Origin of the sequence: Mycolicibacterium litorale (genome assembly GCF_010731695.1) — a bacterium.
GTDB lineage: Bacteria > Actinomycetota > Actinomycetes > Mycobacteriales > Mycobacteriaceae > Mycobacterium > Mycobacterium litorale.
Genome location: NZ_AP022586.1, coordinates 858,454 through 879,990 on the forward strand (window position 1 = coordinate 858,454; position 21,537 = coordinate 879,990).

Below are 21,537 nucleotides of genomic sequence, written 5' to 3' on the forward strand. Positions count from 1 at the left end.
CACGGTCCTACTGCGCTAAGAACCGATCACTCACTCAACTGAGTGACGATCTTCTTCTTGTCGACCTTGCCCACCGCGGTCAACGGCAGCGACGGCATCGGCACCAGCACGTCGGGCCGGGCGTGGGTGGACGCCCCGCGCTCGTCGAGGAACGCGTTCAATTCGGCCAGGGTGAGCGGCTTGCCGCGGAAAACCACTGCGGCACAGATCTTCTCGCCCAGATAGTCGTCGGGCAGCGCGACCGCCGCGGCGGAGTAGATCCCCGGGTGGGTGAGCAGGTGGTCCTCCAGGTCGGTCGCCGAGACGGTCTCGCCGCCTCGGTGGATCACGTCCTTGATCCGCCCGGTGACCTCGACGTTGCCGGCCAGCGGACCCTCGGCGAAGATCCGGACCCGGTCGCCGGTCCGGTAGAAGCCGTCGGGGCTGAACGAGCGCGCGTTGGCCTCGTCGGCGCGGTAGTAGCCGTTGAGCGTGTACGGCCCGCGCACCAGCAGTTCGCCCTCCTCGCCGGGCGCGACCTCGGCACCGGACTCGTCGACCACCCGCATCTCGTCGTGCGGCGACACCGGCCGGCCCTGGGTGTGCACCACGACGTCGACCGGATCGCCCGGGCGGGTGAAGTTCAGCATGCCCTCGGCCATCCCGAAGATCTGGGACAGGCCGGGGCTCAACCGGTCGAGGATGAACCGGGCCTCCTCGGGGCTCATCCGCGATCCGCCCACCTGGACCAGGCGCAGCGACGTCGGCAGCACCGGCTCCCAGTCACAGGCCTGCGCCCACAACTTGCCCAGCGCGTTCACCAGCCCGGTGACCGTCACCTTGTGCTTGTCGATGAGCGCGAACGCCGCCTCCGGGCTCGGATCGGCGGTGAACACCGTGGTCGCCGCGACGGTCATGGCGCCCAGCATGCCGGGGCACGCGAGCGGGAAGTTGTGACCGGCGGGCAGCGCCACCAGATAGACGTCGTCGGACGTGAAGTGGCATGCCTCGGCACTCGACACCGCGGTGTATACGTAGTCGTCGTGGGTGCGGGGGATCAGCTTGGGCAGACCGGTCGTCCCACCCGAGACCAGCAGCAGTGCGGGGGCGGAGGTGTCGACCGGTCCGCGCTGGGGCGGCTGTCCTCCGCCGTCGATCAGTGTCGACCAGGACTGGAACGGGCCCGGATCGCCGTCGACGACGACGTGCCGCAGGGCGGGGCGGTCCGCCACGAGTTGGGCAGCCATTTCGCGATAGTCGAATCCGCCCACGGCGTCGGGGATCACCATGGCGACCGCGCCGCTGACGTCGGCGAAATGGCCCAGTTCGGCGGTGCGATGGCCCGGCAGGCACATCACCGGGACCGCGCCCGCCCGGATCAGCCCGAAGAACGCGACCGCGAACCGCACAGAGTTGGGTAGCTGGAGCAGCACTCGGTCCCCGGGCCGGATGCCGAGCCCGGCGATCGCCGCCGCGGCCCTGTCGGCGCGAGCCGCCAATTCGGCGTAGGTGAGGGACCCGTCGACGTCGACGACCGCCGGGTGATGGGGCCGCCGCTCGGCCGCGTCGATCAGTAGGGACTCCAGCGGACGCCCGGTCCAATAGCCCGCTCGCCGGTACTCCTCGGCGCGGTCTTCGGGGAACGGCACGAAGCCTTCGACGAGGTCGCTCTGTACGTGCTGGAATCCGGTGCTCATGGCGCGGAATGGGCCCCTCTGGGTAGGAGTGTTCGACTCCTTGAATATAGGATAGCCTTCCTGAAGTTAGGGCAGCCTACGTTGACTTGGAGGAAACGCGGTGGAGGCCGTTGTGACGAGCTCACAGTCCGTACGCGCCGAGGTTGCAGAACTTCTCGGTATCGACGAATCCGAACTTGATCCGAACGCCGATCTCATCGCTTCCGGCCTCGACTCCATCCGCATGATGTCACTGTCCGGCCGCTGGCGGAAACAGGGCATCGACGTGCGGTTCGCGGCGATGGCGGCAAACCCCACGGTGGCGGCGTGGGCCGAACTCGTCGGGGCACACACCGCCGCGCCCGAACCCCGAACGCCGCAGGCCCAGACCGCCGCGCAGGACCCCGACGCGCCGTTCCCGCTCGCACCGATCCAGCACGCCCTGTGGGTGGGCCGCAACGAACTCACCGAACTCGGCGGGGTCGCCGCCCACCTCTACGTCGAATTCGACGGACACGGTGTCGATCCCGAGCGGCTGAGCGCGGCGGCCGCCGCGCTGGCGAGGCGCCACCCCATGCTGCGGGTCGAGATCCTCGGCGACGGTATGCAGCGCATCAGCGACCGCACCCTGCCGGTCAAACTGGCCGACCTGCGGGACCTCGACGTCGCTGCCGCCGAGGCGCAGCTCGAGGTCATCCGCGACGCCAAATCCCACCAGCTCCTCGAGGGTGAGGTGCTCGAACTGGCGCTGACGCTGCTGCCCGGCGGACGCACCCGGCTGCACGTCGACCTCGACATGCAGGCCGCGGACGCCGTGAGCTACCGCAACTTCATGGCCGATCTCGCCGCGCTCTACCGCGGTGTGCAGTTGCCCGACCTGCAGTACACCTACCGCGAATACCGCAGTGCGCTCACGGCGACGCCGCCGCCCACCGCCGACGAGGACCGCGCGTGGTGGACCGAGCGCCTGCCCGACCTGCCCGAACCGCCTGCGCTGCCGCTGGTTCCGCGCGCCGAACAGCGCAACCCGCGCCGCGGCACCCGGCGCTGGCAGTTCCTCGACGCCCGTACCCGCGACGGCCTCTACGCGGCCGCGCGCAAACGCGGTATCACCCCGGCGATGGCGTTCGCCGCGTCCTACGCCGGGACGCTGGCCCGCTGGTCGACCAGCCGGCACTTCCTTCTCAACCTGCCGATGTTCGGCCGCGAACCGTTCCACCCCGACGTCGACAGACTGGTCGGCGACTTCTCGTCCTCGCTGATGCTCGACGTCGACTTCACCGACGCGCACACCCCGGCGCAGCGTGCGCGGGTGATGCAGGACGCGCTGCACACCTCGGCGAGCCACTCCACCTACTCGGGGCTCTCGGTGCTGCGAGACCTCAGCCGCCACAACGGCACCCCCACGCTGGCGCCGTTCGTGTTCACCAGCGCGCTCGGGCTCGGCGACCTGTTCGCCGGCGATGTCACCGACCAGTTCGGTACACCCGTCTGGCACATCTCCCAGGGGCCGCAGGTGCTGCTGGACTCGCAGGTCACTCCGTTCGACGGAGGGCTGCTCGTCAACTGGGACGTGCGCGAGGAGGCGTTCCGCCCCGGTGTCATCGACGCGATGTTCGCCCATCAGCTCGCCGAACTCGAGCGGCTCGCCACCGACGACGCGGCATGGGACGCCGTCGATCCGCCCGCGGTGCCGCCCGCCCAGCTCGCGGTGCGCGACGCGCTCACCACGACCGCCGAGCGCAGCGCCGAAGCCCTGCACGACGGCTTCTTCCGCACTGCGGCAGCCACTCCCGACGCGACGGCGGTGATCAGCTCCGCGGGCACCCTCACCTACGCCGAACTGCGCGAGCAGGTGCTGGCTGTCACCGGGGCCCTGCAGGTCGCCGGCATCAAAGCGGGGGACACCGTCGCGGTGATGGGCCCCAAGTGCGCCGACCAGGTCACCGCGCTGGTGGCCATCCACGCCGCGGGCGCGGTGTACGTGCCGATCGGCGCCGACCAGCCCGCCGACCGCGCGGAGAGCATCGTGCGGACCGCCGGGGTGCGGATGGCCCTGGCATGTGGGGAGCCGCCGACCTTCCTGCCCGCGCTGACCATCGCCGAAGCGGTGCGCGTCGGATCGCGGGCGAACGGCGTCAGCCCCGCGACGATCGCGCCCGACGAGGTCGCCTACGTCCTGTTCACCTCCGGTTCGACGGGTGAGCCCAAGGGGGTCGAGGTCACCCACGCCGCCGCGATGAACACCCTCGAATTCATCAACGACCACTTCGGAATCGGCCCCGCCGACCGCTGCCTGGCGCTGTCCACGCTCGAAGGCGACCTCTCGGTGCTCGACATCTTCGGGATGCTGCGCGCCGGCGGCTCACTCGTCGTGGTCGACGAGGCGCAGCGCCGCGACCCCGACAGCTGGGTGCGGATGATCAACGAACACCGGGTCAGCGTGCTGCACTTCATGCCGGGGTGGTTGGAGATGCTGCTCGGGGTCGGCGCCTCGCTGCCCTCGGTGCGTGTCGTGCCCACCGGCGGCGACTGGGTACGCACTGAGATGGTCCGCGAATTCCGCAGGGCCGCACCGAACGTGCGATTCGCTGGTCTGGGCGGTGCCACCGAGACCGCGACGCACAACACGATCTGCGAGCCCGGCGAACTGCCTGCGCAGTGGTCGGCCGTTCCGTTCGGCCGCCCGCTGCCCAACAACGTCTGCCGCGTCGTCGCGGCCGACGGCGCGGACTGCCCGGACTGGGTGCCCGGCGAACTGTGGGTGGGCGGCCGTGGCATCGCCCGCGGCTACCGGGGCCGCCCCGACCTGACCGCCGAACGCTTCGTCGTCCACGACGGCCGAACGTGGTACCGCACCGGCGATCTCGTCCGCTACCTGCCGGACGGGCAGATCGACTTCGTCGGCCGCGCCGACCACCGCGTCAAGATCAGCGGATACCGGATCGAACTCGGCGAGGTCGAAGCCGCACTGCGGCGCGTCACCGGAGTCGACGGGGCGGTGGCCGCCGTACTGGCGGCCCCTGGCGACGGCCGTAGCCAGCAGCTCGCGGCCGTCGTGCGCCCCTCGGACCCCCGGTTGACGGTCGAGGATGTGACCCGCCGGTTGGTCGAATTCGTACCGCCGCACATGGTTCCGAGCCACCTCACGCTCGCCGAGGCGATCCCGTTCACGGTGGGCGGCAAGATCGACCGCAAGGCCGTCGCCACGGTGCTCACCCAGAGCATGGCCGAGCGCGCCCACGACGGGTCGTCGACCTACCGCGCGCCTGCCACCGCGCTGGAGCGGGCGCTGGCCGACATCGTCGCGACCGTGCTGGACCGCGACAGCGTCGGGGCCGACGACGACTTCTTCGAACTCGGTGGCGATTCAGTGCTGGCCACCCAGACCGTGGCGCGGATCCGGGAGTGGCTCGACGCGCCGGACGTCATGGTCACCGACATCTTCGCCGCCCGCAACGTCGGCGCCCTGGCACGCCGGCTCGTCGAGAACGAGTCGGGCGGCGACCGCCTCGAAGGTGTCGCCGAGCTCTACCTCGAAGTCGCCGACATGAACTCCGCCGACGTGGCCTCGGCGCTCGATTCGACGTCGGCGCAGGCTCGATGACGGCGCAGCAGCTCGAATTCGCGCCGTGGGTGAAACGCTTCCCCGCGGCGGGTGGTTCCGCGGCGGTCGTGTTCCCCCACGCGGGCGGTGCGGCCGCAGCGTACCGCGGGCTGGCGAAAGCGTTCTCGGACACCGGAATCGACAGCTACATCGTGCAGTACCCGCAGCGCGCGGACCGGTTGCGCCATCCCGCGGCGGCGGGCATCGGTGAGTTGGCGGCCGAGCTGTTCGAGGCCGGTCCGTGGGACCGGGTCGGCCCGCTCGATCTGTTCGGGCACTGCATGGGCGCGGTCGTGGCGTTCGAGTTCGCGCGGGTCGCCGAACGCCACGGTGTCGCCGTGCGCACGCTGTGGGCGTCGGCCGGTCAGGCCCCGTCGACGGTCGCCGAGGCGGCGCCGTTGCCGAGCACCGACCGCGACGTGCTCGCCGACATGGTCGACCTCGGCGGCACCGACCCGCGACTGCTCGAAGACGAGGACTTCGTCGAACTGCTCGTGATGGCCGTGCGCGCCGACTACCGGGCATTGAGCGGATACCGCTGCGGGGTCGACGAGCAGATCGCCGCCGACATCCACGCGCTGCGCGGTGACCGCGACCACCGGATCAGCCGGGAATGGTCGCAGCGCTGGGCGTTGCACACCACCGGACGGTTCACGCTGTCGACGTTCGAGGGCGGCCACTTCTACCTCAACGAACACCTGGACGCGGTCGCGGCACTGGTGAGCGGCGGATGACGGCGAGGGACCGCGCCGCCGCCGAGGACCCCGTCGTCATCGTCGGTATGGCGGTGGAGGCACCCGGCGGGATCGACACACCCGAGGACTACTGGACGCTGCTCTCCGAGCAGCGCGAAGCACTTGGCCCCTTTCCCACCGACCGCGGCTGGTCGCTGCGTGAGCTGTTCGCGGGATCGCGGCGCGAGGGGTTCAAGCCCATCCAGGATCTCGGCGGGTTCCTCACCACCGCAGCGCAATTCGATCCCGAGTTCTTCGGCATCTCGCCGCGCGAGGCCGTGGCGATGGACCCGCAGCAGCGGGTGGCGCTGCGCCTGGCGTGGCGTGCGCTCGAGAACAGCGGCATCAACCCCGACGATCTCGCCGGCCACGACGTCGGCTGCTATCTCGGGGCCTCGGCCCTCGAGTACGGGCCTGCACTGACCGAGTTCTCCCACCACAGCGGTCACCTGATCACCGGTACCTCGCTGGGTGTCATCTCCGGGCGCATCGCGTACACCCTGGACCTGGCCGGACCCGCCGTCACCGTCGACACGTCGTGCTCCTCGGCGCTGTCCGCGTTCCACCTCGCGGTCCAGGCGCTGCGCGCCGGCGACTGCGACGTCGCGCTCACCGGCGGCGTGTGCGTGATGGGCACACCCGGGTACTTCGTCGAGTTCTCCAAGCAGCATGCCCTGTCCGACGACGGCCACTGCCGGCCCTACAGCGCACACGCCAGCGGCACCGTATGGGCGGAGGGCGCCGGAGTGTTCGTCCTGCAACGCAGATCGGGTGCGGTGCGGGACGGCCGGGAGATCCTCGCCGAGGTGCGCGCCAGCTGCGTGAACTCCGACGGCCGCACTGTGGGCCTGACCGCGCCGAGCGAGCGGGCCCAGACCCGCCTGTTCGGCCGGGCGATCGAACAGGCCGGGGTGTCACCCGACGACGTCGGCGTGGTCGAAGGCCACGGCACCGGAACGCGGCTCGGCGACCGCACCGAACTGCACTCGCTGGCGGCCACCTACGGTGTCGGAACCACGGGTCGGGGGCCGCTGCTCGGATCGGTGAAGTCCAACATCGGGCACACCCAGGCGGCCGCCGGCGCCCTCGGACTGGCCAAGGTGCTCGTCGCCGCCGACCGCGCGACCATCCCGCCCACCCTGCACGCCGACGAACCGAGCGGCGAGATCGACTGGGACGCCACCACGCTGCGGTTGGCGGACAAATTGACACCGTGGCCGGCCCGCGACGGGGAACGCGTGGGCGCGGTCTCCGCGTTCGGCATGAGCGGCACCAACACCCACCTCGTCGTGGCGGTACCGGACCGGCCCCGGGAAGCGAAGTGAGCAGGCCGAACCGGTGGCCCGACGGTCGGACCCCGGTGGTGTTGAGCGCGCATGCCGCTGATCTGCTCACCGCCGACGCCCGCGCCGTCCTGGGGCACCTCGAGCGCCACCCGGACGTCTCGGTCGACGCCGTGGCCGGTCAGTTGGTGACCACCCGCCGCATGCGGCGGCACCGCGCGGTGGTGCGAGCGGCGGACCGCAACGAACTGGCCGCGGGCCTGCGTGCAGTCGTCGACGGCGCCGAACACCCGCTTGTGGCCCGCAGCGCCGAGGGTTCCGCCTCGCGCCTGGCGTTCGTGTTCCCCGGCCAGGGCACCCAGTGGCCGTCGATGGGCGCCCAGGCCTACCGCGAACTCGACGAGTACCGCGCGGCGGTCGATGCCTGCGCCGAGGCGTTCCTCGCGGCGGGGGCCGCGTCCCCGCTGCGCTACCTCACGACATCCGATGACCCGGCCACGTTCTCCGAGACCGAGATCGAAGGCGCCCAATTCGTCCACGCCGTCGCGCTGGCGCGGGTCTGGCGGTCGTTCGGGGTGCTGCCCGACCTCACCGTCGGGCACAGCCTCGGTGAGATCGGCGCCGCCCACGTCGCCGGCGCGATGACCCTGCAGGACGCGGTGTCGGTGGTGGTCGCCCGCGCCGGCGTCGTGGACCGGCTACCCGGCGACTACGCCGTGGCGGTACTCGGCGTCGATCCCGACACCGCCCGGCGGGTCATCGCCGCGACCCCGGGCTGGCTCGAGCTGTCGGTCGTGAACGCGTCCACGTCGGTGGCCGTCTCCGGTGACCGGCAGGCGGTCTCGGCGGCCGTCGTCCGCGTGCGCGAGCAGGGCCGGTTCGCGCGCGAGATCACCGTCGGCTTCCCCGTGCACACCAGCATCCTCGAACCGCTGCGCGACGATCTGCTGCGCCACCTGCCGCAGTCCGCGTTCGCCGACACGCCGGTGCAGTTCATCGGCGGCGCCACCGGTGACGTCGTCCCGGCGGGCACCTCGTTCGGCGACTACTGGTACGGGAACCTGCGCAACATGGTCCGCTTCGACCGCGCGTTCGCCGCCGCATTGCGTTGCGGTGCACGAATTTTCGTCGAGATGTCACCGCATCCCCAGCTGCTGTTCGCGATGGGCGACATCCTCGGCGACGCCACCGCCACACTCGTCGGCTCCGGCAGGCGCGACGCACCGATCACCGAATCCCTCGCGGCGAACCTGGCCACCGCCGCGGTCGCCGACCCGGGCCACCCCTGGCGGGACGTCATCGGCCGCAGTTCGCACCGGCTGTCCGGCTTCCCGAACGCGCCGATGCGGGCCACCCCGATGTGGGCGGTGTCCGAACCGCTTCCCGCCGTCACCGATCTGACCGTCGCCCGTGAGGTGTGGCAGCCGGTGGGCGCAGACCCCGCGCCCGCCCGGACGGCGCCCCTCGGGGTCGCCATCGTCGACCTCGATGCCGCCGGTGCGCTCGGTGAACGCCTGCGGGCCGCCGCCGACCGCCACCCCGGCGTGGTGCTGACGACGCCGGACGCCGCGGAGGTGATGGTGGTCGCCGCACCGCACCATGGCACCGCCGATGCCGGTGCCGCCGTCGCAGCGCTCACCGGCCTGGTCGGCGAAGGAGCGCTGCGGTACCCGGCCTCGGCCGGGCCGCGGTGCCGCGACATATGGCTGGTCACCGTGGCCGGTGAAGAGGTTCAGGCGGGTGAGCCGGTGGACATGCCCGCGGCCGCCCTGGCCGCGATGCATCGCAGTCTCGGCCTGGAACATCCCGAGTTGGGCTTCCACCACCTCGACGTGTCGGCCGACACCCCCTTCGACACCACGCTGATCGACACCCTGCTCGCCGGTGCGGGGGAGTTGGCGCTGCGGAACACCGGCGCGGCGACGACTCTGCACCGGCGCACCATGAGCGACGTGACCGTCGCGCCGGCGTGGCCGCTGGAGTCCGGCGTGCTCGACAACGTGGTGATCACCGGCGGGGCAGGCGCGATCGGCCTGCACTACGCCCACCACCTCGCCAAGCGGGGGGCGCGGCGCATCGTGCTGCTCAGCCGCCGAGCCGTCGATCCGGCGGTGTTGACGCGGTTGGCCGCACCGCACGGCGCCGAGGTGCTGTCGGTGCCGTGCGACCTCACCGACCGCGCGAGCGTCGCCGCGGCCGCCGCCGGGGCGGGCGACGCGTCGCTGCTGATCCACGCCGCGGGTGCGGCGAGCTTCGCCCCCGGTGCCCGCCTCGACGCGGCGGACGCCGCGAACACGTTCGGCGCCAAGGTCATCGGCCTGGCGCACCTGACCGAGCTGTGGCCGCTGCGCCACGACGCCGGCATTCTGCTGTGCTCCTCGGTGTCGGGTCTGTGGGGTGGCCGCGGCCACGCCGTGTACTCGGCCGCCAACCGGATGCTCGACGCGATGGCGGGGCGGCTGCGCGCGAACGGCCTGCGCGCGGTGGCCATCCGGTGGGGACTGTGGCAGTCCGACGGCGCCTCGGGCATCGTCGACGCGACCGAGACGGCCCGCATCGAACGGTCTGGGCTGCGGCCGATGGCTCCGGAGCAGGCGATCGAAGCCAGCCTGTGTGACCACGCGGTGGACCCGTTGGTCCTCTCCGCCGACATGCACCGGATGCGGATGTTCTTCGGCAGCGCCGAACCAGTTCGCGTGCAATCGGTCTCGGTGACGGCCACCGCGGAGGCGGTCGACACCACCGACGCCGTGCGCGGTGAACTCGCCGCCGTCCTCAGCATCACCGATCCGGGCGCGATCGACCTCGACGCCTCGCTTTTCGACCTCGGCGTCGACTCGCTCCTCGCGCTCGACCTCCGTAAGCGATTCAGACGTGCCATCGGCCGCACCGTTCCGCTCGCCACCCTGTTGGGCGGCATCACCGGCAGCGAACTGGTCGCCGAGCTCGACGAGAAAGTAGAGACTCAGCGTGACTGACACCACCGGACCACGGCTGGACGCCGACGCGCGCCTGGAACTGCTGCGCCGCAGGCTCGCCGAGCGCGGGCTCTCGTCGCAGACCGCCGCGGAATCGCCGACCCGGGAACTGTCCGAGGGTCAGCTGCGGATGTGGTTCGTCCAGGCCGCCGACCCGTCGGGAGCCCTGCTCAACATCTGCCTGTCCTACCGCATCCGCGGCGACGTCGACCTCGCCGCGCTGCGCGGCGCACTCGACGCCGTGGCGCGCCGCCACCCGATCCTGCGCACCACCTATACCGCCGACGACACCGGCGAACCCCGCCCCACCGTGCACGCCGACCTGCGGCCGGGGTGGGCCGAACACGACCTGACCGCACTGGCGAGTCAATCGGAACAGGCGCAGCGGCTCCGCCTCGAGGTGCTCGCACAGCGGGAGTTCGCCGCGCCGTTCGACCTGTCCACCGATGCGCCGCTGCGGATCACCATGGTGCGCACCGGCGCCCGGGAACACGTCATGCTGCTGGTCGCCCACCACATCGCGTGGGACGACGGGTCATGGGAGGTGTTCTTCGCCGACCTCACCCGCGCCTACGCCGGCGAGGACCTGGGGGAGGAGCTCACCGCGCACGTCCCGGCCGGGCCCCGCGACGCCGCCGCCGACCTCGACTACTGGCGCACGGTCATGGCCGACCCGCCCGAACCCCTCGAACTGCCCGGGCCGACCGGTTCGGCGGTGCCGACGAACTGGCGTTCGGCGCGCACCAGCGTGGCGCTCGGCGTCGACACCGTCCGGCGCGTCACCGACCTGGCGCGCGAGACGGGCTGCACCCCGTACGCGGTGCTGCTCGCGGCGTTCGGCGCCCTGATCCACCGGTACACCCACACCGACGACTTCCTGGTTGCGACCCCGGTGCTCAACCGCGGCGCAGGCACGCAGAACCGCATCGGCTACTACGGCAACACCGTGGCGATGCGGCTGCGGCCGCAGTCGTCGATGTCGTTCCGCGACATGCTCGGGCATGCGCGCGACACCGCCCTGGGCGCATTCGCCCACCAGGGCGTCAACCTCGACCGGGTGGTCCGCGAGCTCAACCCCGACCGCCGGCACGGCACCGAGCGGATGACCCGGGTCAGCTTCGGTTTCCGCGGGCCCGACCGGTTCGGGTTCACCCCGCCCGGCGTGCAGTGTGAGCGGGCCGACCTACGCAGCCACCTCACCCAGCTCCCGCTGGGCGTCATGGTCGAATTCGACGCCGACCCGACCGGGGGCGGCGCGGTCGTCGAGGTCGAGCATCTGGTCGAGATCATCGAACCGGCGCTGGCCCGGCAGCTGCTGGACCACTTCGTCGTCCTGCTCGACAGCGCGCTGGAAGCGCCGCACACCGCGCTGTCCCGCCTGCAGTTGATGGGCGCCGCCGACACCGCCTGGCTACACGAGGTGGCCCGCGGCGAGCGGTTCGACACCCCGCCCCGCACGCTGCCCGACGTGATCGCCGCCCAGGTGGATCGGACGCCGGACGCCGTCGCCGTCGCCTACGAGGGCAGGCACTACTCGTACCGCGAGATCAACGCCGCCGCCAACCGGGTCGCCCACTGGCTCATCGGCCAGGGCATCGGCGCGGAGGACCGCGTCGCGGTGCTGCTCGACAAGTCGCCCGAACTCATCGTCACCGCACTCGGAGTGGTGAAGGCCGGTGCGGTGTACGTGCCGGTCGACCCCACCTACCCCGAGGACCGGCTGACGTTCATCCTCGGCGACTGCGATGCGAAGGTCGTGCTGCGCGAACCGCTCGGCGCTCTCGACGACCAGCGGGACGACGACCCGACCGACGCCGACCGGGTGCGGCCGCTGCGGCCGGAGAACACCGCGTACCTGATCTACACCTCGGGCACCACCGGACTGCCCAAGGGCGTCCCGGTACCGCACCGCCCGGTCGCGGAGTACTTCGTCTGGTTCAAGGACGACTACCAGGTCGACGGCAACGACCGCCTGCTTCAGGTCGCCTCACCGAGTTTCGATGTCTCGATCGCCGAGATCTTCGGCATGCTGGCGTGCGGCGCCCGCATCGTCGTCCACCGGCCGGGCGGGCTCAACGACATCGGCTACCTCACCGAGCTGCTGCGCGAAGAAGGCATCACCGCAATGCATTTCGTGCCCTCGCTGCTGGGACTGTTCCTGTCGCTACCCGGGGTCAACCAGTGGCGCACCCTGCAGCGGGTGCCGATCGGCGGTGAACCGCTGCCCGGCGAGGTGGCCGACAAGTTCCACGCCACCTTCGACGCGCTGCTGCACAACTTCTACGGACCGACCGAGACGGTGATCAACGCCAGCCGGTACAAGGTCGAAGGCAAACAGGGCACCCGGATCGTGCCGATCGGCCGTCCGAAGATCAACACGCAGATGCATCTGCTCGACGACGCACTGCAGCCGGTACCCGTCGGCGCCATCGGCGAGATCTACATCGGCGGAAGCCATGTCGCGCACGGCTACCACCGAAGGCCCGGCTTGACCGCCGAACGTTTCGTGGCCGACCCGTTCACACCGGGCGGCCGGCTCTACCGGTCGGGCGACCTGGCCCGCCGCAACGCCGACGGTGACATCGAATTCGTCGGGCGCGCCGACGAACAGGTCAAGATCCGCGGTTTCCGCATCGAGCTCGGCGACGTGGCGGCCGCGATCTCGGTGGATCCCAGCGTCGGCCGGGCCGTCGTCGTGGTGAGCGACCTGCCGGGGCTGGGCAAGAGCCTGGTGGGCTACCTGACCCCGGTCAGTGGTGAGGACCGCGATTCGGTGGCGGTCGACCGCATCCGCGCACGGGTGGCCGCCGCGCTGCCCGAGTACATGGTGCCCGCCGCCTATGTCGTGATCGACGACATCCCGATCACCACACACGGCAAGATCGACCGGACCGCGCTGCCGCAACCGGAGCTCACCTCGACCACCGAATTCCGCGAACCGGCGACCGACACCGAACGTGAACTCGCCCGGCTGTTCGGCGAGCTGCTCGACCGCGGCGGCGACATCGGCGCCGACGACTCGTTCTTCGACCTCGGCGGCCACTCGCTGCTGGCGACGAAACTCGTTGCCGCCGTGCGCACCACGTTCGGTGTGGACATCGGAGTGCAGGAGGTGTTCGAACTCGCCACGGTGGCGCAGATCGCCGGACACATCGACACCCTGCGCGCGGGCGACGGCGGCCCGGCGCGGCCGCGTCTGGTGCCGCTGCACCTGGACGGGCCCGCACCGCTGTCGTCGGCGCAGCTGCGGTCCTGGTTCGCCTACCGCGTCGACGGGCCCAGCGTGGTCAACAACATCCCGTTCGCCGCGCGGCTGAGCGGGCCGTGCGATGTCGACGCACTGATGGCCGCGGTCGGTGACGTCATCAACCGCCACGAGATCCTGCGCACTGTCTACCGCGAGATCGACGGCGTGCCCTACCAGGTCGTCCTGGCGCCGGAGCCGGTGACCGTGCGCCGCGCCCGCGGTGACGGGGAGGAGTGGCTGCGCGCCGAACTCGACCGCGAACGCGGCCACGTGTTCGACCTCGAACGCGACCGGCCGATCCGCCCCGCGCTCCTGAGCGTGCCTGGCGGTCACGTGCTGTCGGTGGTCATGCACCACATCGCCGGCGACCACTGGTCGGCCACCGTGCTGTTCTCCGATCTGCTCACCGCCTATCGCGCCCGGACGTCCGGTGCGGCCCCGGCCTGGGCGCCGCTGCCCCTGCAGTACGCCGACTTCGGCGCCTGGCAGTCGGCGCTGCTCGCCGACGACGCGGGTATCGCCGGACCCCAGCGCGACTACTGGACCGAACAGCTCGCCGGGCTGCCCGAGGAGACCGGGCTGCGGCCGGACTTCCCGCGGCCGCCGGTGCCCAGCGGCCTCGCCGAGGCGGTCGAATTCCACATCGACGGCGCCACGAGGGACAAGCTGGCGGTGCTGTGCCGGGAACTCGGGGTCACCGAGTTCATGCTGCTGCAGGCCGCGGTGGCCGTGGTGCTGCACAAGGCCGGCGGCGGTCCCGACGTCCCGCTCGGCACACCGGTGGCCGGCCGCAACGAACCCGAACTCGACCAGCTCGTCGGGTTCTTCATCAACATCCTGGTGCTGCGCAACGACCTTCGCGGCAACCCCACGCTACGGGAGGTGTGCCGGCGGGCCCGCGAGATGGCGCTCGCGGCGTACGCCAACCAGGACCTGCCGTTCGATCAGGTCGTCGACGCGGTCAGCCCGGTGCGCACACTGGCCCGCAACCCCCTGTTCAGCGTTGTGGTCCACGTCCGCGAACAACTTCCTGAGAACCGGGTGATCGACCACGGGCCCGACGGCGACACGACGGTCACCGTGCTCGAGCCCACGTTCGACGCCGCGCACGCGGACCTGTCGCTGAACTTCTTCGCCTACGAGAACGGCGGGGGCTACCGGGGCCACGTCATCTATCGCCCCGAGCTGTACACCCGCGAGACCGCGCAGCGGTTCGTCGGCTGGCTCGGCCGGGTGGTGACGGCCTTCGCCGAGCAGCCCGACCTCACCGTCGGCGAAATCGAGATCGGTGCGCCCGGCGAGCAGCGGCGCATCCTCGAAGAATGGGGTGGCGGAGGCGTTTTCGTGCTCGATCAGGCACTGCGGCCGGTGCCGGTCGGCGTGGTCGGCGACGTCTACACCGCGGGCGGTCCGCTGGCCGCCGCGCACTGGAACTCCGCCGCGCTGACCGCGACCCGGCTCGTCGCCCACCCGTACGGCACGCAACCCGGGGCGCGGCTGCACCGCACCGGGGACCAGGCACGGTGGAGCGCCGACGGGGTGCTCGAACTGGTCGGCTCGGATACGGCGAGAGCCGAGCGGGGGAGCGAACCGGCGGTCCATACCGCGGGCCAGTCCGGTGAACCGCCCACCACCGACACCGAACGCGCACTCGCGACACTGCTGGGCGAGGTGCTCGATGTCGAGGTCACCGGACGCTACGACGACTTCTTCAGCCTGGGTGGGGACAGCATCCTCGCCGTGCAGCTGGCCGCACGTGCCCGCGACGCGGGACTGAAACTGACCGCGCGGATGGTGTTCGAACAGCCCACGCTGCACGACCTCGCCGCCGCGGTCGACACGGCGGGGGCGGCCACCGGCACCGCGGGCGACGCGGACACCGCCCACGCACCGATGAGCGCCTCCGGCCTGTCCCCGGACGAGCTCGCGGCGCTGACGGCGTCGTGGAGCGCATCGCGGGAGGACGCACCGTGACGCAGACCGAGACGGCCGCCAATGCCATCGAGGACGTGCTGGCGCTGAGCCCGCTGCAGCAGGGGCTCTACTCGATGACAGTGCTCGCCGGCACCGAGGCTACCGACGGCGATCCGTATGTGATCGCGATGGCCGCCGACGTCACCGGAACGCTCGACACCGCGTTGCTGCGCGACTGTGCGGCGACGATGCTGACCCGGCACCCGAACCTGCGGGCCAGCTTCTTCCGCGGCGACCTGCCCAGGCCCGTCCAGGTGATCCCCGCCCGCGTCGACCTCCCGTGGCAGCAGGTGTCGGTGCAGACCACCGAGGAGGCGGCCGGCCTCGAGGAGCGTGAACGCCGGCGGCCCTTCGACCTGGAACACGGGCCGGTGATCCGCTTCCTGCTGATCGAGATGCCGGGGCCGCGTTGGCGATTCGTGATCGTCGCCCACCACATCGTGATCGACGGCTGGTCGCTTCCGCTGTTCGTCGGCGAACTCATGGCCCTCTACCGCGCGGGTGGCGACCCGGCCGCGCTCGGCGCACCACCGCGGCCGTACCGCGACTACATCGGCTGGCTCGCCGGCCGCGACCAGGCCGCCAGCCGCACGCTGTGGCGCGAGCACCTCGCCGGCCTGGACGGTCCGACGCTGCTGACCCCGGCGTTGTCGGCCGTGGAACCTCCCCCGGGGCTGCCGGGACGCACCGAGGTGCGGCTGGACGCGGCCGCCACCCACCGGCTGGTCGAGGCGGCCCGGTCGCGCGGCGTCACCGTCAACACGCTGGTGCAGCTGGCCTGGGCGGCGATGCTCTCGGTCTTCACGGACCGCCGCGACGTGACGTTCGGGATGACGGTGTCCGGGCGGCCGGGCGAACTCGCCGGAGTCGAGACCATGGTGGGGCTGTTCATCAACACCGTGCCGTTGCGCGTCCGACTGGATCCCACCGAACCCGTTGGCGCGCAGTGCCTGTCACTTCAGCGCACCGCTGCCGCCCTGCGCGACCACAGCTACCTCGCGCACGCCGAGTTGCGCGCACTGGCGGGGGTCGGCGAGATGTTCGACTCCCTGCTGGTCTACGAGAACTTCCCGCCCGGCGGCCTGGTCGGCGGCGACCATCGATTCGAGGCCGACGGCGCCACTTTCGTCCCCGCCGCGCTGGAGAGCCTGTCGCACTTCCCGGTCACCATCGCCGCGCACATGGCCGACGAGCAGCTGACCGTGCTGGTGGAGACGCTCGAGGGCGCCCTCGGCGCGCTCACCCCGCACGGCGTCGGGCAGTGCCTGCTCGACACCGTGCAGCGGTTGATCACGTTCTGGGACCGGCCTCTTCGCGAGGTGAGCATCGCCTCCGGCCAGACCCCCACCCCGGTGGAGCCGGCGGCACCGACCTTCGCCCCGGGCGTGCACACCGCGTTCACCGAGGCGGCGCGCCGTACGCCCGACGCCGTCGCGCTCAGCTGGGAGGGCGGCGCGCTTCGCTACCGCGAGGTCGACGCCGCCGCCGACCGGCTGGCCGCCGCCCTGGCCGCGCGCGGCGTCGGCGCGGAAACACCGGTGGCCGTGACACTTTCACGCGGGCCGGACTACGCCATCGCGATGCTCGCGATCCTCAAGGCGGGCGGCATGATCGTCCCGCTCGATCCGGCGATGGCCGGTGAGCGCATCGGCGAGATCCTCCGGCAGACCGGCGCACCCGTCGTGGTCGACGATGCGCTGCTGGGCAGTGTCGGTGCGCCCGACGCGTCGTGGTCACCGGCGGCGGTCATCCCCGGCCAGGCCGCCTACACCGTGTTCACCTCCGGCACCACCGGACTCCCCAAGGGTGTGATCGGCACCCACGACGCGGTGCTGGCCTACGGCGACGACCACGCCCGTCATGTGCTGCGCCCGGCCGCCCGACGCCTGGGCCGCCCGTTGCGCATCGCCCACGCCTGGTCGTTCACGTTCGACGCCGCGTGGCAGCCGCTGGTCGCGCTGTTCGAAGGCCATGCGGTGCACATCATCGGAGACGACGTGCAGCGTGACGCCGAGGCGCTGGTCGCCAGCATCGAGCGGCACGGCATCGACATGATCGACACCACGCCGTCGATGTTCGCCCAGCTCAAGGCATTCGGGCTGCTGTCGCGCGTCCCGCTGGCGGTGCTGGCCCTCGGCGGCGAAGCGGTGGGCAGCGGGACGTGGCGGTTCATCCGCGAGGAGTGCGCACGCACCGGGATGTCCGCGTACAACTGCTACGGCCCGACGGAGACCACCGTGGAGGCCGTCGTCGCCGCGTTCACCGAGCACCCGGAGTCGGTGATCGGACTGCCCACCCGCCACACCCGCGCCTACGTGCTCGACGCGTGGCTCCGCCCCGTGCCCGACGGGGTCGCGGGGGAGCTGTACCTGTCCGGCGCCCAGCTGACCCGGGGCTATCTGAACCGCGCCGGCGAGACGTCGGGGCGGTTCGTCGCCGACCCGTTCCAGGCGGGCAGCCGGATGTACCGCACCGGCGACGTGGTGCGGCGCGACCGCACCGGCGCGCTGCAGTACCTCGGCCGCAGCGACGATCAGGTCAAGATCCGCGGATTCCGCGTCGAACCCGGTGAGGTGTGCGCGGTGCTGCAGACCCACCCCGCGGTGCGGGCCGCCCATGTCGCCGTAAGGAGCCATCCCAGCGGCCCACGGTTGATGGCGTACGCCGCCACCGGGGGCGCCGCCGTGCAGGTCGCCGAGCTGCGCCGCGTGCTCAGCACCCGGCTGCCCCGCTACCTCGTCCCGCACCACATCGCGGTCGTCGACGAGCTCCCGTTGACCCCGCACGGCAAGATCGACGACGCGGTGCTGGCCGCCCACGACGCGGTCGCAACGGGACCGGCGGCCGCCCCGGAGACCCCGACGGAGGCGGCGCTGGCCGAAGCGGTCGCCGAACTGCTCGGCACCGCGGCCGTGGACGTGAGCGCGGATCTGCTCACGCTCGGAATGGACAGCATCGTGGCGCTGTCAGTGGTGCAGGCGGCCCGAAGGCGCGGCGTCGCGTTGCGGGCCCGGCTGATGCTCGAGTGCGGCTCGATCCGCGAACTCGCCGCGGCGATCGACGCCGAGGCGGACACCGAAGTCGACCGCCAGGAGCCGGAAGACGCGTCGGCCGAACCGATCCCGGTGCTGGCCAACGTGCACTGGCTCTACGAATACGGCGATCCGCGCCGGCTCGCGCAGACCGAGGCCATCCCGCTGCCCGACGGCATCACCGCCGACGCGCTGCGCACACTGCTGCAGGCGGTCGTTGACGGTCACGAGGTGCTTCGCACCCGCTTCGACCGCGCGACGATGACGCTCGTGCCGTCCACGGACGGCACGCGCGACGACCTGCTGACCGAGGTGGCCGTCAGCGGTGACCTCACGCTCGCGGTGGCCCAGCACACCGAGACCGCTGTGCAGGATCTCGATCCAGAGCGCGGCCGGCTGTGGTCGGCGGTCTGGCTGCGGCCGGCACAGGGCCCCGGTGTACTGGTGGTGACCGCGCACGTACTGGCGATCGATCCGGCGTCGTGGCGGGTCGTGGTCGGGGAACTCGACGCGGGCTGGCACGCCGTGAGCGCCGGGCGCGCGCCGGTGCCGACACGTGAACACACCACCTACCGGCAGTGGTCGGCGCGCCTGCACGAGCGCGCGCACGCCCTCGACACCGAGGACTTCTGGCGGGCCCAACTCGACGGCGACGACCCGGAACTCGGCTCGCGCCGGGTGCGGCCGGACACCGACCGCGCCCGCGACCTGTCGGTCAGCGTCGCGGTCACCGACCCGGACGTCACCGCGCGATTGATCGCCGCATCGGAGGCCACGCCTTCGCTGCTGGCCGCGGCCGCCGCACGCACCGTGACGGCCTGGCGCCGGCATCGCGGACAACCCACACCGCCGCCGCTGCTGGCGTTGGAGACCCACGGCCGCGCCGACGGGGCCGTCAGCGACAGCGCCGACACCGGCGACACCGTCGGGCTGCTGAGCGCGATCTATCCCGTCCGTGTCGACCCGGAGGCCGGGCCGGTCGAGATCCCCGGGCACGGAATCGATTTCGGGTTGCTGCGGTACCTGCGGCCCGACACCTCGACACGCCTGTCGGCCTACCGGGAACCGCAGATCCTGCTGAACTACCTGGGCCGCGCCGACGTCGGTGGCAGCGGTGCGTTCAGCATGGACCGCGAGCTGCTGACGGCGGTCTCGGTGCTGCCCGAACCCGAACTGGCCGTACGCCACGAGCTGACCGTGATGGCCGCCGTCCTCGGCGAGGGCGGCGCGCCCGTCCTGGCCACGCAGTGGCGGACACTGCCCGACGTGCTGTCCGCCGACGAGGTCGCCATCCTGCAGTCCCTGTGGCAGGACGCGCTCCGAGAGGTTGCCCCATGACCGCCACACTGGCCGTGATCGGCGCCGGGCCGAAGGCCGTCGCCGTCGCCGCGAAGGCCGCAGAACTACGCAACATGGGCGTCGACGCGCCCGAGGTGGTGGTCGTCGAACGCAGCGGCGTCGGCGCGAACTGGACGGCCAGCGGTGGCTGGACCGACGGTCAGCACCGGCTGGGCACCAGCCCGGAGAAGGACATCGGTTTCCCGTACCGCTCGGCACTGGTACCCCGGCGCAACGCCGAACTCGACGAGCGGATGACCCGCCACAGCTGGCAGGCCTACCTGATCGCCACCTCGCAGTTCGCCGAGTGGATCGACCGCGGCAGGCCCGCGCCGAACCACCACAGGTGGGCGGCCTACCTACGGTGGGTCGCCGACGCGATCGGGATGAACCTCGTGCACGGTGAGGTGGAGCGCATCTCGGTCGGCGGCCGCGGTTGGGAGCTGCACACCCGGGATTCCACCGTCGCCGCCGACGGCGTCCTGATCACCGGACCGGGGCAGGCCGAGCGGACGTTGCTGCCGGGTCATCCGCGGGTGATGTCGATCGCCGACTTCTGGCGGCGGGCCGCCGCGCACGAGCTCATCGTCGCCGAACGCGTCGCGATGATCGGCGGCGGCGAGACCGCGGCCTCGATGCTCAATGAGCTCTTCCGCCACCGCATTTCGACGATCACCGTGATCTCCCCGCAGGTCACCCTGTTCACCCGGGGGGAGGGGTTCTTCGAGAACACCCTGTTCTCCGACCCCACCGGGTGGACGAGCCTGACGCTTGCCGAGCGCCGCGACGCCATGTTCCGCACCGACCGCGGCGTGTTCTCCGCCCGCGTGCAGGAGGCGCTGCTCGCCGACGACCGCATCCGCCACCTCCGCGGCCGCGTCGCGCACGCCGTTCCGCGCGACGGCCGGATCCGGCTGACCCTGCACACCGACCGCGCGGGCGAGCGGGTGGAGACCGTGCACGGCTTCGACCTGGTGATCGACGGCCAGGGCGCCGATCCACTGTGGTTCATGCCGCTGCTCGGCCAGGACGCGCGCGATCTGCTCGAGCTCGGACTGGGCGGTCCGCTGACCGGTGAGCTGCTGCAGGAGTCGATCGGCCACGACCTCGCCGTCGCGGGGGTCACCCCGAAACTGTTCCTGCCGGGCCTGGCCGGACTCAATCAGGGCCCCGGGTTCCCCAACCTCAGCTGCCTCGGCCTGCTGTCCGACCGCGTCCTCGGCGCGGATCTCGGCGTGGCCGCAGACAACACGAACAGGAGAAGCATTGAGCACCAACCCATTCGATGACGACAACGGCAACTTCTACGTCTTGGTGAACGAGGAGGAGCAGCACAGTCTGTGGCCCACGTTCGCCGACGTGCCCGCGGGCTGGCGCATCGTGTTCGGCGAGGCCACCCGCGCGGACTGCCTGGCCTACGTCGAGGAGAACTGGACCGATCTGCGCCCGCGCAGCCTGCGCGAAGCCATGGCCTCCGAGTGAGTCGGCCCACGCGTTAATTTTGCGCTGGCGAGCGTCAGCAAACTGATCATGCGGGCGCTCGACGCGAAGCGCTCAGGGGTCCGGCCCCGCGGCGGGTTTGGCGTGCGCAGATGATCTTGACTTCACCGTAACTTCTCTGATGTATCGTCTTCACGGTCGCTTGCGATCCGGCAGTTTCGCGAATCCGCAGCAAAAGTGAGGTACTAA

Annotated in this window: 9 protein-coding genes; 8 read left to right on the forward strand and 1 reads right to left on the reverse strand. The window is 71.6% G+C overall.

The features are described 5' to 3' along the window. Positions 1-26: 26 nt before the first annotated feature. A complete protein-coding gene (locus G6N30_RS04050) occupies positions 27-1,676 on the reverse strand; it encodes a (2,3-dihydroxybenzoyl)adenylate synthase (protein WP_134060222.1) in 1,650 nt (549 codons plus the stop codon). 100 nt (positions 1,677-1,776) lie between these two features. On the opposite strand from G6N30_RS04050, the gene G6N30_RS04055 reads away from it, so the two are divergent. Genes G6N30_RS04055 through G6N30_RS04090 form a run of 8 tightly spaced genes read left to right on the forward strand, consistent with a single transcriptional unit; the run spans position 1,777 to position 21,330 of the window. Next, positions 1,777-5,262, forward strand: a complete 3,486-nt coding sequence (locus G6N30_RS04055) for a non-ribosomal peptide synthetase (RefSeq protein ID WP_134060224.1) — start codon at positions 1,777-1,779, stop codon at positions 5,260-5,262. Continuing rightward, on the forward strand, positions 5,259-5,996 hold the full coding sequence (locus G6N30_RS04060) for a thioesterase II family protein (RefSeq protein WP_134060227.1): 738 nt from the start codon (positions 5,259-5,261) through the stop codon (positions 5,994-5,996). The genes G6N30_RS04055 and G6N30_RS04060 overlap by 4 nt, the downstream gene beginning before the upstream one ends. After that, entirely contained in the window at positions 5,993-7,321 is a 1,329-nt protein-coding gene (locus G6N30_RS27125) for a beta-ketoacyl [acyl carrier protein] synthase domain-containing protein (RefSeq protein WP_134060229.1), read from the forward strand. The genes G6N30_RS04060 and G6N30_RS27125 overlap by 4 nt, the downstream gene beginning before the upstream one ends. Beyond that, a complete protein-coding gene (gene mbtD, locus G6N30_RS04070) occupies positions 7,318-10,257 on the forward strand; it encodes a mycobactin polyketide synthase MbtD (protein ID WP_134060231.1) in 2,940 nt (979 codons plus the stop codon). Before G6N30_RS27125 ends, mbtD begins: the two co-directional genes overlap by 4 nt. Further along, positions 10,250-15,478 carry a non-ribosomal peptide synthetase gene (locus tag G6N30_RS04075; protein ID WP_134060233.1) on the forward strand — a complete coding sequence of 1,743 codons (5,229 nt, stop codon included), beginning with the start codon at positions 10,250-10,252 and terminating at the stop codon, positions 15,476-15,478. The genes mbtD and G6N30_RS04075 overlap by 8 nt, the downstream gene beginning before the upstream one ends. Further along, a complete protein-coding gene (locus G6N30_RS04080; protein ID WP_134060235.1) occupies positions 15,475-19,848 on the forward strand; it encodes a non-ribosomal peptide synthetase in 4,374 nt (1,457 codons plus the stop codon). Before G6N30_RS04075 ends, G6N30_RS04080 begins: the two co-directional genes overlap by 4 nt. Further along, the gene (gene mbtG / locus G6N30_RS04085; protein ID WP_134060237.1) at positions 19,845-21,137 is read left to right on the forward strand and encodes an NADPH-dependent L-lysine N(6)-monooxygenase MbtG; all 1,293 of its coding nucleotides are present in this window, start codon (positions 19,845-19,847) and stop codon (positions 21,135-21,137) included. The genes G6N30_RS04080 and mbtG overlap by 4 nt, the downstream gene beginning before the upstream one ends. Then, on the forward strand, positions 21,115-21,330 hold the full coding sequence (locus tag G6N30_RS04090) for an MbtH family protein (protein WP_134060239.1): 216 nt from the start codon (positions 21,115-21,117) through the stop codon (positions 21,328-21,330). The genes mbtG and G6N30_RS04090 overlap by 23 nt, the downstream gene beginning before the upstream one ends. Positions 21,331-21,537 lie beyond the last annotated feature (207 nt).